The 16,287-nt window shown below is 39.7% G+C and carries 14 protein-coding genes; 13 read left to right on the forward strand and 1 reads right to left on the reverse strand.

The window, feature by feature from the left end; genetic code table 11:
• Position 1 precedes the first annotated feature (1 nt).
• Positions 2-649, reverse strand: a complete 648-nt coding sequence (locus tag IQ283_RS19285; RefSeq protein WP_194221689.1) for an MtnX-like HAD-IB family phosphatase — start codon at positions 647-649, stop codon at positions 2-4.
• A 167-nt stretch (positions 650-816) separates the two neighbouring features.
• Between IQ283_RS19285 and ilvA the strand changes: the two genes are divergently transcribed.
• The 13 genes from ilvA (at position 817) to IQ283_RS19350 (ending at position 16,127) form a co-directional block, all read left to right on the forward strand.
• Positions 817-2,073 (forward strand): threonine ammonia-lyase IlvA, encoded by a 1,257-nt coding sequence (ilvA, locus tag IQ283_RS19290; protein ID WP_194221690.1) that lies wholly within the window; start codon positions 817-819, stop codon positions 2,071-2,073.
• A gap of 99 nt (positions 2,074-2,172) precedes the next feature.
• Entirely contained in the window at positions 2,173-3,135 is a 963-nt protein-coding gene (locus IQ283_RS19295) for an LLM class flavin-dependent oxidoreductase (RefSeq protein WP_194221691.1), read from the forward strand.
• Positions 3,136-3,284: 149 nt separating this feature from the next.
• On the forward strand, positions 3,285-5,210 hold the full coding sequence (locus tag IQ283_RS19300; RefSeq protein WP_194221692.1) for an ATP-dependent DNA helicase: 1,926 nt from the start codon (positions 3,285-3,287) through the stop codon (positions 5,208-5,210).
• 74 nt (positions 5,211-5,284) lie between these two features.
• Entirely contained in the window at positions 5,285-6,232 is a 948-nt protein-coding gene (locus IQ283_RS19305; RefSeq protein ID WP_194221693.1) for a phosphotransferase family protein, read from the forward strand.
• Between the two features lie 27 nt (positions 6,233-6,259).
• Positions 6,260-6,829, forward strand: coding sequence for a histidine phosphatase family protein (locus IQ283_RS19310; RefSeq protein ID WP_194221694.1), 570 nt, complete (start codon positions 6,260-6,262; stop codon positions 6,827-6,829).
• Positions 6,830-6,937: 108 nt separating this feature from the next.
• Positions 6,938-7,888 (forward strand): MBL fold metallo-hydrolase, encoded by a 951-nt coding sequence (locus IQ283_RS19315; protein WP_194221695.1) that lies wholly within the window; start codon positions 6,938-6,940, stop codon positions 7,886-7,888.
• A 97-nt stretch (positions 7,889-7,985) separates the two neighbouring features.
• Positions 7,986-9,299, forward strand: coding sequence for a TrkH family potassium uptake protein (locus IQ283_RS19320; protein ID WP_194221696.1), 1,314 nt, complete (start codon positions 7,986-7,988; stop codon positions 9,297-9,299).
• 13 nt (positions 9,300-9,312) lie between these two features.
• Positions 9,313-9,972 carry a potassium channel family protein gene (locus IQ283_RS19325; RefSeq protein ID WP_165995817.1) on the forward strand — a complete coding sequence of 220 codons (660 nt, stop codon included), beginning with the start codon at positions 9,313-9,315 and terminating at the stop codon, positions 9,970-9,972.
• A gap of 260 nt (positions 9,973-10,232) precedes the next feature.
• A complete protein-coding gene (gene ppc / locus IQ283_RS19330; RefSeq protein WP_194221697.1) occupies positions 10,233-12,983 on the forward strand; it encodes a phosphoenolpyruvate carboxylase in 2,751 nt (916 codons plus the stop codon).
• Positions 12,984-13,122: 139 nt separating this feature from the next.
• Positions 13,123-13,926 (forward strand): CAP domain-containing protein, encoded by an 804-nt coding sequence (locus IQ283_RS19335; RefSeq protein ID WP_242057393.1) that lies wholly within the window; start codon positions 13,123-13,125, stop codon positions 13,924-13,926.
• Positions 13,927-14,093: 167 nt separating this feature from the next.
• On the forward strand, positions 14,094-15,269 hold the full coding sequence (locus IQ283_RS19340; RefSeq protein ID WP_194221698.1) for an acyl-CoA dehydrogenase family protein: 1,176 nt from the start codon (positions 14,094-14,096) through the stop codon (positions 15,267-15,269).
• Between the two features lie 10 nt (positions 15,270-15,279).
• Positions 15,280-15,729, forward strand: a complete 450-nt coding sequence (locus IQ283_RS19345; RefSeq protein WP_194221699.1) for a MaoC family dehydratase N-terminal domain-containing protein — start codon at positions 15,280-15,282, stop codon at positions 15,727-15,729.
• Positions 15,726-16,127: a MaoC/PaaZ C-terminal domain-containing protein gene (locus tag IQ283_RS19350; RefSeq protein WP_194221700.1), complete on the forward strand. Its 402-nt coding sequence runs from the start codon at positions 15,726-15,728 to the stop codon at positions 16,125-16,127. The genes IQ283_RS19345 and IQ283_RS19350 overlap by 4 nt, the downstream gene beginning before the upstream one ends.
• Positions 16,128-16,287: the final 160 nt, after the last annotated feature.

A 16,287-nucleotide genomic window follows, 5' to 3' on the forward strand; every position in this document is an offset into this window, starting at 1 on the left:
GTCAAATCGTTCCTTTCTCATGCAGGAAATCTTCAATCTGTTGAAACGATTCAACGGCTACGAATGGCACGTTATTTTCTTTTAGTAGTTCTTGCAGTGCGTCTTTAGCAAAAGTAAGATCAGCAACTTTGGCTGGATGAGAATCTGGTTCGCTATCACCAGCAAAATAAACCACTTCATACTTTTCTTTCAGATCTGAAATCACTTTTGATTTATCAATACCATATCTTCTCGAATAATGTTTATGATTCTCATTAATCGACAAATGGACATTTTTTTTCTCGTAATAGCCTTTGTTCGAGAAAACAGGGACATGCTGAATGCCATAATGATTCAAAATGTGGTGAATGTAATAATCAGTCCCAGCACTTAAAATGTAGAAATCCCCGCCGTTTTCTTGTACCTTCTTAATAAAGGAAGGAACATGCTCATCAATCGGTAAGGAGAGGATATCTTGAATAATTTGTTCCTCATGCTGATCAATGGATTGAAATACCTGGCTTAGAAAATCAATATCTTGCATTTCCCCAGCTTTCCACTTCTTATACAACCCTTTACCTTCAGGATAATAAGTTTCAATCACAAGCCAGTAGAAATCTTTTTTTGAAATGGTTCCGTCAAAATCAGATACAAATGCCCACTTTTTCATTTATATTTCCTCCTTCATTTAGTCGTTGATCTATTAAAATTGTAGCATGCTTTCATATTCAAAAGAAATCTGATTCTTTTAGAACAATAACGTACAGCCGCACTAAATTGTGTTAAAATGAATTTTAAAAAGTTAAACAATTCAATTTAATCTGAAGGAGTGCGAGAATGAGTAAAACAATCAGTAAAGTCCAGGTGGAAGATATCATTATCGCAAACCAGGTTTTAAAAGAAGTCGTTGTTCATACACCTCTACAGCGGAATGAAATTCTTTCTGATCGATATAATTGCAATGTGTATTTGAAGAGAGAAGATTTACAGAGTGTTCGTTCTTTTAAAATTAGAGGCGCTTATAATTTGATTCAAGGTTTAACGATGGAAGAGAAAGCAAATGGAATCGTATGCGCAAGTGCAGGGAACCATGCCCAGGGCGTAGCCTTTTCTTGTAAAACGCTTGGCATTCAAGGGCATATCTTTATGCCTGCTACGACGCCCCGTCAAAAAATCTCGCAAGTTGAATTGTTTGGTGGATCGTTTGTGGAAGTCATTCTAACAGGGGATACGTTTGATGATTCCTTTCTAACCGCTAAAGAATTTTGTAACAAACACGACAAAGCATTCATTCATCCTTTTGATGATTATCGAACGATTGCAGGACAGGGAACAGTAGGACTTGAAATTATGAATGATATTGATGAAGTCGACTTTGTTATGCTCAGCATTGGAGGGGGAGGTCTTGCCTCAGGCGTAGGGTCTTATATCAAAAGCATTAGCCCACACACGAAAATCATAGGCATAGAGCCTGAAGGTGCCCCAGGAATGAAAAGTTCCATTGAAAAGGACGAGGTCGTACCGCTTGATTATATCGATAAATTTGTAGATGGAGCTGCTGTGAAACAAGTTGGAAAGCTGACACTCGATATTTGCAAACATATCCTTGATGATGTCGTACTTGTGCCAGAAGGGAAAATTTGTACAACCATCTTAGAGCTATACAACCAGAACGCCATTGTGGCTGAGCCAGCCGGCGCTTTGTCCATCGCCGCTCTCGATTTTTATCGTGATCAAATAAAAGGAAAGAATGTGGTGTGCGTTATTAGTGGGGGAAATAACGATATTAATCGCATGCAGGAAATCCAGGAACGTTCTTTAATTTATGAAGGGCTAAAACATTATTTTATTGTACATTTCCCACAACGAGCTGGTGCGTTAAAAGAATTTATGGCTGATGTTTTAGGTCCAACAGATGATATTACCCGCTTTGAATACACGAAAAAGAACAATCGTGATCGAGGGCCTGTTCTAGCAGGAATTGAGCTCAAACACAAAGAAGATTATGAACCTTTGATTGAGCGTTTAAATCGAAAAGGATTTTCTTACATTGAAATTAACAAGGACCAAGATCTCTTTAACCTACTCATTTAAAACGCCTATAGCAGGCGTTTTTCTTTTGAAGTCGTTCGAGTATAAATTGGCCACTTTTTTCTATATGATAAGGAGAGATTGTATGAAAAGAGGTGCGGAATGAAATTAAGTATACTTGATCAAACACCAGTCTTTCATGGAGAAACGACAGCTGAGGCACTACAAGCTTCAAAAGAGTTAGCTATTCTCGGAGATCAACTTGGCTATGTTCGTTACTGGGTTACGGAACACCACGACCTAGATCACTTAGCGTGTCCCACCCCTGAGGTACTCTTAAGCTATATCGGAGCACATACTAGGCGAATTCGACTTGGAGCTGGAGCAATACTACTTCCTCACTATCAACCATATAAGATAGCAGAAATTTTTCATACACTAGCAACCCTTTTTCCAGGTCGCATCGACCTTGGATTAGGCAGAGCACCAGGGGGATCTGCCGAAGCGACTACAGCTCTATCTCCGCGATTTTTAGAAGAAGTTCGGAAGATGCCAGAGAAAGTAGATGAACTACTTCGCTTTATCAATAATGGCTTTGCAAAGGACCATTTGTATCATAATCTTCAAGCAAAGCCTGTTCCTAACCACGTTCCCGAGCTATGGCTCCTTGGAACAGGAAAGAAAAGTGCGCTGTTAGCAGCAGAAAACAGTATGTCCTATGCGTTTGGCTATTTTATGAGCGAACAAAATGGGAAAGAGCTTCTCGACACATATCGAACAAACTTTGCGGGAGAATCTCCTTATAGCATTCTAGCGGTGTCCATTATTTGCAGTGAGACACAGGAGCGTGCAGATGAGATTGCTCACTGGACTCACGTAGTCAATGAATTTCGAGCTAAAGGGAAAACAACACTCCCAAGTGTTGAAGAGGCACTTACCGTATCACCTCCTAATGATCACAACTCTAAGCTTATTAGTGGAACACCTGAAATCGTCCAAGAAAAGCTGCAGAAGCTAAAAGAACAGTATCAACCAGATGAATTCTTAATCACAACGATTACGCCACATCGAAGGGAAAGACTGACTTCTTTTCAACTTCTTGGTGAGCGGCTTATTCAAGGATAGATCTTTTTTCACTAATAGAAGGAAATCTGTTATGATAGAGTTTGGTTTCTTTTGTTTTTTATAGGATTAAATTTTTAACTGTATCCATTTTACAGTGCCAATAGATATGAAAATAAAAGGACGGATCAAGCTAGAAGAGGAGACCGTACATGACCCAACCATTACCTTTTGAAATCACAAAGGAAGATTCCTTTTTCGAGAAACTCGGCGACTATGTTGGCGACGTATTCTACGACATTTTACCGGAGCATGGATATGAGCTTCGAGATGAACAAATCTTTATGGCTTTTCAAATTGAACAGGCCTTTAAAAATAAGAGCGTTGTGTTTGCTGAAGCAGGCGTTGGAACAGGGAAAACGTTTGTTTATTTGTTGTATGCCATTTGCTATGCAAGGTATACAAGAAAACCGGCGATTATTTCATGTGCGGATGAAACACTTATTGAGCAGCTAGTGAAAGAAGGCGGAGATATTGAGAAGCTTGAGAAAGCTCTTGGTCTAACTGTTGATGTTCGTCTAGCGAAGGCTAGAGAGCAATATGTTTGTGTGAAAAAACTAGACCATCTTTCTCATCGTACTGACGATGAAGACATCTTAAGTGTGCACGATGAAATACCAGAGTTTGTTTATGAACCAGCTGCATCAATGAAGTCTTTCCATCGCTATGGCGATCGGAAAGAATACCCTTGGGTACCAAATGATAAATGGGAAAAAATTGCGTGGGATCCACTGCAACAATGTTCAACATGTGACTGGCGTCATCGCTGTGGCCAAACGTTAAATCGTGAATATTATCGTCATTCAAGCGATTTGATTATTTGTTCTCATGATTTCTATATGGAACATATCTGGACGAAAGACTCACGTAAACGTGAAGGACAACTTCCTTTACTCCCAGAAGCTAGCACAGTTGTATTTGATGAAGGCCATTTATTGGAATTCTCAGCACAAAAAGGCTTGACTTATCGTTTTCATTCGGAAACTCTATCCAGTATTCTTACAGGCTACATGGACCAGGATGTAAGAGAAGAATCGCTTACATTAGTTGAAGAGATCCTGGAGCTTCACGATAACTGGTTCGCTCATCTTAGTCAGTCCGCGATCGCTGTAGAAGGTTCGATTCGAAAAGATGTCCCACGAACTGAAACGATGATAGAAATTGCAAAAGCGATTGCTGAGAAAGTTGATGCTTTGTTAGAGCAGCTTGTTTTCGATTCAGAGCTTTATGTAATGGAAGACTACCATGTCAAGATTATGGAAGAATACCTCGAGTTCTTCTCATATGGCTTAAGAACGCTACTCCAGGATGGAGAGGGCATTCATTGGCTTGAAGAAACTGAAACCCAGACTTCTCTTGTCATTATGCCAAGACTTGTAGAAGACATTCTGCGAAAAGAAGTATTTTCACAAAAGATCCCATTTGTTTTCTCATCAGCAACGCTTTCGCAAGCTGGAGATTTCTCTTATATAGCAAGCAGCTTAGGCATTCAGAAACATGCTTCCTTCTCTGTAAATTCGCCGTTTGATTATGAATCACAGATGAAAATGAATGGTTCTGTAGCTGGAAATGAACATCAAAAATGGGAAGAGATGGGACATTCCCTTCATCTGAATAAAGGTCATTCATTGCTGCTATTCTCTTCGCTAGAAGAAATGAATAGGTTCAGAGAGTGGGCAGACCAACAAAGCTGGAAGTTTAACCTTATTTATGAAGGAGACCGTGAAATAAGCGAAACGGTCAAGGCGTTTCAACGAGATCATTCTGCTGTTCTTTGCTCGTATCATCTATGGGAGGGACTTGATGTACCGGGTGAATCACTTACTCAGGTTCTAATCTCGTCATTACCATTCCCGCCAAATGACCCTGTTTTCCAGGCGAAACGAAGTCATTCAGAAGATCCAGTAAGCGATGTGGACCTCCCCTACATGTTACTTCGCTTACGACAAGGAATTGGTCGTTTAATTCGAAGTAGTGCAGATCATGGTGTCGTCTGTATTTGGATGACAGAAGATCAAGTGACAAAGTATGAACAACAAGTCCAAGATGTTTCACCTTTACCAATCAACTGGAAATAATAAAAAGCTCTTTCTCAAACGAGGAAGAGCTTTTTTCTATTGAAGTTGTTATGATAGATTAAGGGAGGTGTGGCATGAAAACAAATTGGGAAAGACATCATTCGATCATTCATCTACCTGATGAAGCGATAACATCAATCGTAAAAAGCTATCAGCCACATCTAAAGGTAAATACCACGACCCAGCTTTCTGGAGGTTTAAGTCATACGAATTATAAAATCGATATTGCTCATCATAGCTCTGTTGTGATCAGAGTGGCTAGAAACCAGGAAAGCTTGAAACGGGAATATGAAGTTCACAGGTCCTTGCCAAAAGATGTGCGAGCACCAGCTTTTCTTCATATGACAAAGTGGAATGGATATCATATTGGTATTCTTGAATGGAAAGAAGGATCCTTGCTGCGAGACCATCTATCTACTTCGTCTCAACAACATTTGAAAGCAATGGGGCAATCCATTGGAGAACAGCTTGCCTCAATGAGAGAACTGCGTTTTAATACATATGGTTTTCTTGATTCAACACTTGAAGTAAGAGATGAATTTCAATTAACACCAACCTCATTCATCTCAACTATCGAATCCTTTTTTAATCATCATGCTTCCAAATGGTTATCTCTTACTCTAACTGATAGAGTGATGTCATTTGTAAGGAACAATGCCTATTTGCTTGAGCAAGATCAAAGCGAACCCCGCCTTGTTCACGGGGATTATAATGGACTTAATGTACTAATGGACGGAACAGAAGTAAGTGCCGTTCTAGATTGGGAATTTGCCTTATCAGGTAGCATTTATTTTGATTTAGGTAACATGATTCGGTACGAATTTGATCACATGACATCATTTAAAGAAGGAATTCAGCAAGGATTATTAAATAGAGGAATCACCCTGCCAAAACAGTGGCAGAAGCTTGCCAAACTGGCAGATCTCGTTGCGCTTTGTAGCTTGCTTGATCGACCAGTATGTGGGGAAAACAGGGTAAGGGATATCACTCACCTTATTACTAAAACGATAGAATCTTATTAAGTAGGAACAAGCGAGAGGGGAATATACATGAGGATTGGATTTATACGCCACGGGAGTACAGCATGGAATAAAGAGAAAAGAGCTCAAGGTAGCTCAGACATTCATCTTGACGATCAAGGTCGCAGTGACGCAGCGAAGCTTGGAGACTGGTTAAAGAACGACAAGTGGGATGTGATCTTCTCAAGTGATCTTTCACGAGCTAAAGAAACAGCAGAGATCATCGCCAAAAAGCTCAACCTGAAAGTGATAACCGATCATCGCTTACGAGAGGCGGGCGGTGGGCAGATTGAAGGAACTACAGAGCAAGAACGTATTAAGAAATGGGGAGAAAACTGGCGCGAATTAGATCTCGGTATTGAAAAGGCTGATCTTGTTGTTGAACGCGCACATGCGGCAGTAAATGATTTTCATGATAAATACTCCGGTTTAAATGTGCTAGTAGTTAGCCACGGTTCTTTTCTTAGACATTTCTTTAAAAGCACCCTACCTGAACTAAATCATGAAAATCATATTGTAAATACTTCTTTAACGATTCTTAAAAGAGATGGAGACAAATGGTTAAATGAAAAGTTCCATTCCACACGCCATCTTAATTAATAAACGAATCAATCCATATCCTGACTCTTTATTTAGAGAGGATTTTTGATAATGATCGAGAAGACCTTCAATATAGAACGTTACCATTCATTATTGGAGGGAAAAGCCATGAACGCAAAACCCGAAATGATAGGGGAAGATTTATCTCTTATTGATCTCTATGACCTCTCCCTTGAACTAAGGACGGGTTCATATGTCCTGCATGAGGAAGAACTTACAATCATTGAAACTAGCGCGAGTCCATCGCTTCCTTACTTAATTAGCGGGTTAGAAAAACTCCAAATCGATTTAGAAGAGGTTCGCAACATAATTGTCACCCATATCCATCTCGATCACGCTGGAGGGACAGGGCTATTTCTTGAAAAATGTCCCAATGCTCGTGTTTTTGTTCATCCAAAAGGGATTCGCCATTTAGAAAATCCATCTCGCTTAATTGAAGGAGCAAAAGCTGTTTATGGGAATAAATTCCAGGAGTTATTCGAACCAATAATTCCGATTCAAGAAGACCGGCTAATCGCCATGAATGACATGGACACGATGCGAATTGGGCCGAATCGAATGTTAACTTTCATGGATACTCCAGGACATGCCAAACACCATTTCTCGATCTATGACTCAAAAACGAACGGGGTGTTTGTAGGTGATACGATGGGAGTTTATTATCCGCAGCTCGATGTTGAACTTTATCTTCCATCAACATCACCAAATCAATTCGATCCAGACGCAATGCTAGCATCTGCTGAAAAAATCATGGCCTATGAGCCAGACGCCATTTATTTCGGTCATTATGGAAGAACATCTAACCGAGATGAGGTAATGGCTCAATTAAAAGGCTGGTTATCCGATTTTCTGAGAATAACAAATGACCTCATGCAAAAGAAAGAGGCGCCAATTACTGAGCTTCTTTCAAAAGCGCTATTAGCACATGTGGCAAGTAAGCTTTCAATAAAAGGAGTACCTTCCGATCATCCTATATATGATTACATAAAAGTAGACTTACAAGTATGTGCTCTTGGCCTAATCGATTATTTGAAACGAAAATCAGTTCGAACCACTTAGATTCTGCTTAAGTGGTTTTCTTGTGAATAATAGGCAAAGGCTTTTTTTTCATGTTATATTGAATGAATCATTTAGATCAACAGTACGGAGAGATGCTATGCTAAAAAATAAATCAACGATTCAATCCTTCCGCTATATTTTCATAATGTATGTCGGTACTATTATTTTATTTGCTACCTTTTATATGCTGCCGTTTTCCCACTATGGCTCATTACAGGTCATTGACTCTCTCTTTATATCAACTAGTGCGCTCAGCGTTACAGGGCTATCTTCCGTTGACATCTCGTCTGACTTTACACGAGTTGGACAGGTCTTATTAATTATTGAAATGCAACTAGGAGGCATTGGTATCCTCGTACTCGTCAGCTACCTATTTTTAATGATGGGTAAGAAACTAACAATGTCAAGTATGGTCCTTCTATCGAAAGACCAAAACCAGTCGCAGTTAAGAACCATTCGTTCATTAAGTATATCCGTTTTGATGATCGCGTTAACGGTAGAAGCCATTGGTTTTAGTCTCATGTTCAATGGAATAAGTGAGCAATATAGCTCAGTTAAAGAAGCTGTTTTTGTCACTGTATTTCACAGTGTAGCGAGCTTTACGAATGCTGGGTTTGATTTATTTGGAGATAGTTTGATTTCTTATCAACACAATTGGCTCCTGCTGTTGACTTCAGCAACGATGATCTTTCTAGGAAGCCTTGGTTTTCCTACTATTGTAGAATACATACTCGGCTTTCGAAAAAAGAAAAGCTTGTTTACAAAAGTGAACATCCGTCTTCATAGTTCGTTGTTTCTTGTGGGGGTTGTCATTTATTTCTCTTTAGAACAAAATGGCGTTTTTGGCCATTTGCCAATATGGGATAAGTTCGTAAACGTGATTTTTCTATCAGCTACATCACGGAATGGCGGCTTAACAACGGTAGACATTTCAACACTTAATATCACAACTGTTCTCATACTAATGACATTAATGTTTATTGGTGGGGCTTCTTCCAGTACCGGAGGGGGTCTTCGCTTAACAACCTTTGCGGTTCTTGTAGCAAAAATGGTTTCAGTAGCAAAATCTGAAGAATATACAACGCTATTTAAGAAGACCATTTCGCAGGACTCGATTAATAAATCTTTTTTGATCTTTTTAAGCTTTATCTTTTTATTTGGATTTACAACCATAATTCTGTCCATATTTGAGTCTCAAGAAATCATTTTAGTTGCATTTGAGGTTATATCTGCTTTAACAAACACTGGTTTATCGATGGGGATTACGAGTGAACTTGCAGGAGTTTCAAAGTTGCTATTATGTATGCTAATGATTATTGGGCGCATTGGTGTATTTAGCTTCATATACGCTGTATTTAAAATAGAAAAATCAAAAACGCGCTATATTAAAGAAGATTTGGCCGTAGGTTAAGGAGTGAGAAGTCATGCGAAAACAATTTCTAGTAATCGGTGCTGGTCGATTTGCGAAAGGCATTATTCGTGAACTATATGAGCAAAAATGTGATGTTGTCGTTTGTGATAAAGATGAGGGGCCGCTAGAAGATATAGATGACTACACAACACATTCAATCGTTGGCGATCTAAGAGAAAATCGAGTGATGGATGATTTAAACGTAGAACAGTACGATGCTGTTTTCGTAGCTATTGGAACTGATGCCTATTCAGCTATTTTAATTACAAACCGTCTTCGTGACCGAAAAGCAAAGAAAATTATTACTAAAGCAGTGAGTCGAGAAATAGGAGAAATCCTGTCTAACTTAGGGGCAGATCAGGTCATATATCCTGAGGAAGAAGCAGGGATGAAAGTGGCCAAACAAATCATGATGCCTAACGTCCTTGAATACATTGAAATTACGAAAAATGTATCAGCTATTGAAGTAGAGGTACCAGAAGAACTGATTGGAAAAACATTACTCGAACTTGATTTCTCTAGAAAATACGAGTTAAATGTTTCTCTCATCTTGCGAAAGGAAGCCCCCATCTTAAGTCGCTACGCCGAAGTGGCTTTCCAAAAAGGGGATGTCATTTTGATGGTAGGAGAAAACAAAAAAATAGAGCGCTTTAAACATAAGTTTTCTATCTAATAGCAAAGGTAACCATAAGCACATAAATACAAAAAAATCCGCATACTATTGCGGATTTTTTTATGAAAATGCAAAAAAATAAAAAAATATTTGTATCCGTTTTCATTCCTTTATTACCAGTACTAAGGCCTTATATCCATTCCAAAAAACGGTGTCATAAAAGATGACAAGAATAAAATTTCTTGTTTATAATAAGTTTATTGAAATATTTTTAATATTTGGTATTAAGTTATTAGAAGAAAAAGAAAGGTTGATCTGACATGACAATTGATACGGCACATTCAACTCAACAAAGTCACCACGTTGCCCTAAGGCGTGACATTAACATGCTGGGAAGCCTACTCGGTGACGTTTTAGTGCAGCATGGCGGCAAAGAGCTTCTAGATATGGTGGAATCCATTCGTGAGAAAACAAAATCTCTTCGGAATGTTGCTGATTTGGAAACTTCTCAACAATTAAAAGAAACGATCCAAACGCTCCAACCTCCTATGAGAAAACAGGTTATTCGAGCATTTGCCCTTTATTTTCATCTTGTCAATATTGCGGAACAAAATCACAGAATTCGCAGACGCCGAGATTATCAAATGTTAGAAGAAGAGCAGTCGCAACCTGGTTCAATTCCTCATGCTATTGCCTTACTTAAAAAGAATAATGTTCCTGGAGAATTGATTGAAGATACGCTATCTTCCATTTCATTGGAATTAATCCTTACAGCACATCCAACTGAAGCGACAAGACGATCTGTGCTAGAAATTCATAAAAGAATTGCAACATCACTTAAACAGCTAGACAATCCTTTACTTACAAAACGAGAGCAAAAGGCATTAAAGGCTGATTTAGTGAATGAAATCACAACACTATGGCAAACTGACGAGTTACGTCATAAGAAGCCTTCTGTTATGGACGAAGTGAATATGGGGCTGTTTTATTTTGAGGAAACGTTATTTGAAGTGCTTCCTCAAATTCATCAGGAGCTTGAAGAGTGTTTGCGTGACCATTATCCTGATGCTAAATGGGAAGTACCTAACATTTTGAAATTTGGTTCATGGATAGGTGGGGATCGAGACGGAAATCCATTCGTTACCCCTGAGATGACATGGAATACGCTCGAAAGACAACGGGATGTAGTCATTTCAAAATACAAAGACTCAGTGAAAAATTTAATGCGGCAGCTAAGCCAGTCGACGAACCGCATCGCCATTTGTCCAGAATTGACAAAATCAATTGAAGAAGATCAAAATCGCCTTCCTGATACGAAAGAGTGGGGCGTTCCACATGAAGCTTATCGCGTAAAGCTTGCTTATGTATTAGAAAAACTTCAGCGCGTTAATCGTGAGAACGGATACAAAAACTCAGAAGAATTTATAACAGATCTGAAGTTAATAGGGAATAGCTTGAAACAGCACTTTCCTGAAGGGTCCCACTTCACAGAGTTGAATAAGCTTATTCGTCAGGCATCTCTTTTTGGTTTTCATCTCGCTACTTTAGATGTTCGAAACCATAGCGGTGAACATGAGGGGGCTATCGCAGAAATTTTAAGTCGTGTAAATCTGGCTGACAACTACGCCGAATTAGATGAAGAAGAAAAGGTTCAGTTACTCAATCGTCTTCTTGAAGACCCACGACCAGTTCTTTCTACCTATGAGGATTATTCGGAGAAAACACAAAAAATACTCGATATCTTTACGATGATTAAAAAAGCTCACAAAGAGTTTGGTCCTCAATCAATTTCTGTATACTTAATTAGTATGACCGAATCAGCTAGTGACCTTCTTGAGGTACTCGTTCTTGCTAAGGAAGCGAATATTTATCGTCTACACGCAGACGGTAGCGTTGAAAGTGATTTAAATATTGCTCCATTACTTGAAACGATCGATGATCTTAAAGCTGGTCCTGCCATTATGGAGAAGCTATTTGATCTTCCAGTCTACAAACATCATCTAGAAAAGCATGATCAACGTCAGGAAATCATGCTGGGGTATTCCGATGGAAGCAAGGATGGTGGAACACTAACAGCTAACTGGAAGCTTTATCAAGCTCAACAAGAAATTAGTCGGATCGCTTCTGAACGCAACCTTCGACTTAAATTCTTTCATGGTCGCGGTGGAGCGCTTGGGCGTGGTGGCGGTCCACTACGAAGAAGTCTACTGTCGCAACCTCCTGAAACATATACGGCTGGTGTAAAGATTACAGAGCAAGGAGAGGTTTTATCTTCTCGTTACTTGCTTTACGATATTGCTTATCGAAGTCTAGAACAAGCGACGACAACCTTGCTATCATCTGCCGTATCAGGGATCGAAAAAGATGTTAGACAAGAGAAGTGGCATGAAATTATGGAAGAAATTTCGGCTGTATCCCTTAAATCTTATCAATCCCTCGTATTTGAGGATGATGGGTTCCTTGCTTACTTTAAACAGGGAACGCCATTACCAGAACTTGGCGCATTAAACATTGGTTCCCGTCCAATGAGCAGAAAAGGTACAGACCACTTCGATGACTTACGTGCAATCCCATGGGTATTCGCTTGGACTCAAAGTCGCCAGTTGATGCCAGCATGGTATGCGTCAGGTACCGGTCTTACCGAGTTCGCTGCAACAGAAGAAGGATTAAGCAGTCTAAAAGAAATGTATGCGAATTGGCCGTTCTTTGCATCTCTTATCGATAACTTGCAAATGGGATTAATGAAAGCAGATCTCGCTACAGCAGAAAAATATATGTTCTTAATTGATGATGAACAGCTAGCGAACCGCATCTTCGGAAAAATCGTCGATGAATACCATCGTACAAAAGATGTCATTTTAACGATTACCGGACAGGAAGAATTACTTGATGGTACGCCAAACATTAAAGATTCGATCCGTTTACGAAATCCGTATGTTGATCCACTAAGTTCTCTCCAAGTGGAACTTATCTCAACGTATCGATCCAACGGTAGTGAGGACGACGAGCTTCTGAAAGAAATTCTCCTCACGATCAATGGAATTGCGGCTGGCCTACGAAATACAGGCTGATCGTACAATCCTCCTCTTTCTTATGAGGGGGATTTTTTACATGTTAAATGATCTCGGTATTCTCGATTTTTACCACAAATACTTTGCCCTTTAATAGAAAAACTAAGACGGTAACAAAAGAATTAAAGGAGGGCAACGTATGTACAAAAAGTTAATGCCGTTATTATTGCCGGGTTTATTGCTTCTTGGAGCATGTAATGCGAATAATAACGATGAAGCGTTAAATATCAATAAAACTAGTTCACCTACAGAGGGTATTCAGCGTATAAACAGTGGTCAGCTAACGATCGATCCTAATTCATATAGCACTGAAACACCAAGTGTTAAATTCCCTCATGGTGAAATGGTTCAGGATGGTCAGTTTGAATTCAATGAAGCACTTCCTAATGTTGATCCAAGAGAATATTTACCTGAAGGATTCCCAGAGCAATACGGAATCGGTGGCAAGGAAGAACAACAGCGTCAACAAAAAATGAGACCTGATCAAAGTACCGGTCAATCAGAGTCAAATCAAAAAGCCGCACCGAATCAAGAGAAGTCTCCAACCTCCGAACCATCAGGGGAAATCACGAAAGAAGTCCAGCAAGTGATCGATTTAACAAACAAAGAACGAAAAAAGCAAGGGCTTTCTGCACTAAAAGCAATGCCATCATTAAGCGATGTCGCACAGGAAAAATCACGCGACATGCAACAAAAAAATTACTTTTCTCACACAAGCCCTACGTACGGATCTCCATTTGATATGATGAGGGACTTCGGCGTAGATTTTAATACGGCTGGAGAAAACATCGCACAAGGTCAGCAATCACCAGAAGCCGTGGTGGATGCCTGGATGAAAAGTGAAGGTCACCGTAAAAACATCATGAACCGCAGTTTTACTCACATTGGGGTGGGACTTGCTCAGGATGGTCATTATTGGACACAGATGTTTATTGGAAAATAGTACAGCAGGTGAAAGGGTCATGTACGTGACTCTTTCGCTTTTTTATTGAAAAAATTTCAAGAATCTACATGATGAAGAAGGAGGTCTCTTTACTTTGTCGAATCAAGATACTAACCGGTTAGTAAGTAATCGTCTAAATATGATAAACTCACAAGGAGAGATGACCGATGGATTTACGATTAACTGACGAACAAGTGATGGTTCAAAAAACGATTCGGAAATTTGTAGAAAATGAGTTAATCCCTTTAGAAAATGATGTACTTCGAAATGAACGTGCAGGAAAGCCAGGCGTATCCGCCGAAAAGATGGAGGAGCTTCAGCAAAAAGCGAAAAAAGCAGGATTCTGGGGAATTAATACACCAGAGGAATATGGTGGCGCTGACCTTGGTCAAATGATGCTTGCCATTGTGATGATGGAAGTTTCTAAAACATTTGTCCCGTTTCGTTTTGGAGGATCAGCAGACAATATCTTGTATTACGCCAATGAAGAGCAGAAGGAAAAGTACCTCCTGCCGACCATTAATGGTGAAAAAAAATCATGCTTCGCTATGACAGAACCCGGCGCGGGATCAGACACGCGCAACATTAAAATGACTGCAGTACGGGATGGGGATGATTGGGTTCTTAACGGAGAGAAAACGTTTATCACTGGCGGAAATGAAGCAGATTTTGTGATGGTTATTGCCATTACAGATAAAGAAAAACACGCAGCTACAGGTAGAGATGGTGTCACGTGTTTTATTGCGGACCGAGAGATGGGATGGAAATCTGAATACATCCACACAATGGGAGAATGGGGACCTGCAGGCCTAGTCTTTGACAATGTACGTGTGCCACACGAAAATATCCTTGGTGAAGTAGATGGAGGATACAATCTCGGACTTGAGTGGATCGGATTTGCTCGCTGGATTGTTGGTGCGACAGCGGTAGGAGCAGGCGAAAGATTGTTAAAAATGGCGATTGACTATGCAAATGAGAGAGAAACATTTGGAAAGCCCATCGCAGAACGTCAAGCGATTCAATGGCAAATTGCCGATTCTGCTGTTGAAATCGAGGCCGCTAAATGGCTGGTGCTTAACGCAGCGTATACACTTGATGAAGGGAAAGATAATCGTCAACTTGCATCGATGGCGAAATTATATGGATCTAACATGGGGAATCGCGTTGTAGACTGCGTTTTACAAATTCATGGTGGTATGGGCTATACGAAAGAGCTACCAATTGAACGTTGGTACCGAGAAGCTCGCCTTTGGAGGATCTACGACGGAACGGATGAAATTCAACGATTAATCATTGCTAGAAACCTGCTGAAAGGGCATGTGAAAGTAGGACAATACGCTTAGGAGGGTATTTATGTTTGAATCGCTCATTGGGACCCGGTCCAATCCTGTAAAAAACATTGTTGAGCGCGGTTCGTTGAAAGCGTTCTCAAAAGCAATTGGAGATGAATCGTCTATTTATATCGATGAAGCAGTAGGAAAGCGCTCGAGATACGGAGCAAACATTGCGCCGCCTACATATCCAAGAGTATTTGACTATGGAGAAATAAACGGATTTGATTTACCAAATGTCGGATTGATTCACGGAAAACAATCATTTCACTATGAGCGTCCACTTCTAGTTGGAGAAACGGTGATGTGCTCGACATCACTTGAAAATTATTATGAGCGAAAAGGAAAAAGCGGCTTGCTTGGTTTTCTTATATTAAAACGATACGGAGAAGAGCCAAATGGAAAACTCATTTTCACAGAAGAGCAAGTGGTTATTATTACTGAAGCAGTGAGAAAGGGGATGAAATCATGAAGATGGCTAATGACTTTGAAGTGGGGACACAGCTAGAAATCACTCTCCCTCCTGTTTCAAGGTTAGATCTTATTAAATATGCCGGGGCATCCGGAGATTTCAACCCAATTCATACGATTGACGAAGAGGCTGCAAAAGCAGGGCTTCCGGGTATCATTGCTCACGGAATGTGGACGATGGGAAACTTATCAAAGCTGTTTACTCCCTATTTTGAAGAAGGGTTCCTAGAAGATTATTCTGTTGCTTTTAAAGGAATGGTTTTCTTAAACGATGAAATTACTCTTCAATCATCACTCGTTTCCATCCAAAATGATCGGTATTATTTTGATGTACTCGCTTTTAATCAAAATGAAGAAACAGTTGTGAAGGGATCAGCCACACTTAAAAGATACCAATAAAACTAAACAAACAACTCTCCATTCGAAACGAATCATTCACGGGTTCGTTTTCTTTTTGCAATAAAATCGTTAATTCGATTAATTCTGAAACTTTATTTGTTCCAAATCGTAGAAATTAAGGAAGGCAGTTACCTAACAACCTTTACAATTTTTCGAAAGG

The sequence above is a fragment of the Pseudalkalibacillus hwajinpoensis genome (assembly GCF_015234585.1).
GTDB classification, from domain to species: Bacteria; Bacillota; Bacilli; order Bacillales; family Guptibacillaceae; genus Guptibacillus; species Guptibacillus hwajinpoensis_B.

Bases quoted from the DNA above. Each gene is read 5' to 3' on its own strand.
- IQ283_RS19310 (WP_194221694.1), top strand. From the start codon at position 6,260: ATGAGGATTGGATTTATACGCCACGGGAGTACAGCATGGAATAAAGAG.
- IQ283_RS19335 (WP_242057393.1), top strand. From the start codon at position 13,123: ATGTACAAAAAGTTAATGCCGTTATTATTGCCGGGTTTATTGCTTCTT.
- ilvA (WP_194221690.1), top strand. From the start codon at position 817: ATGAGTAAAACAATCAGTAAAGTCCAGGTGGAAGATATCATTATCGCA.
- IQ283_RS19320 (WP_194221696.1), top strand. From the start codon at position 7,986: ATGCTAAAAAATAAATCAACGATTCAATCCTTCCGCTATATTTTCATA.
- ppc (WP_194221697.1), top strand. From the start codon at position 10,233: ATGACAATTGATACGGCACATTCAACTCAACAAAGTCACCACGTTGCC.
- IQ283_RS19325 (WP_165995817.1), top strand. From the start codon at position 9,313: ATGCGAAAACAATTTCTAGTAATCGGTGCTGGTCGATTTGCGAAAGGC.
- IQ283_RS19300 (WP_194221692.1), top strand. From the start codon at position 3,285: ATGACCCAACCATTACCTTTTGAAATCACAAAGGAAGATTCCTTTTTC.
- IQ283_RS19295 (WP_194221691.1), top strand. From the start codon at position 2,173: ATGAAATTAAGTATACTTGATCAAACACCAGTCTTTCATGGAGAAACG.
- IQ283_RS19350 (WP_194221700.1), top strand. From the start codon at position 15,726: ATGAAGATGGCTAATGACTTTGAAGTGGGGACACAGCTAGAAATCACT.
- IQ283_RS19305 (WP_194221693.1), top strand. From the start codon at position 5,285: ATGAAAACAAATTGGGAAAGACATCATTCGATCATTCATCTACCTGAT.
- IQ283_RS19340 (WP_194221698.1), top strand. From the start codon at position 14,094: ATGGATTTACGATTAACTGACGAACAAGTGATGGTTCAAAAAACGATT.
- IQ283_RS19285 (WP_194221689.1), bottom strand. From the start codon at position 649: ATGAAAAAGTGGGCATTTGTATCTGATTTTGACGGAACCATTTCAAAA.
- IQ283_RS19315 (WP_194221695.1), top strand. From the start codon at position 6,938: ATGAACGCAAAACCCGAAATGATAGGGGAAGATTTATCTCTTATTGAT.
- IQ283_RS19345 (WP_194221699.1), top strand. From the start codon at position 15,280: ATGTTTGAATCGCTCATTGGGACCCGGTCCAATCCTGTAAAAAACATT.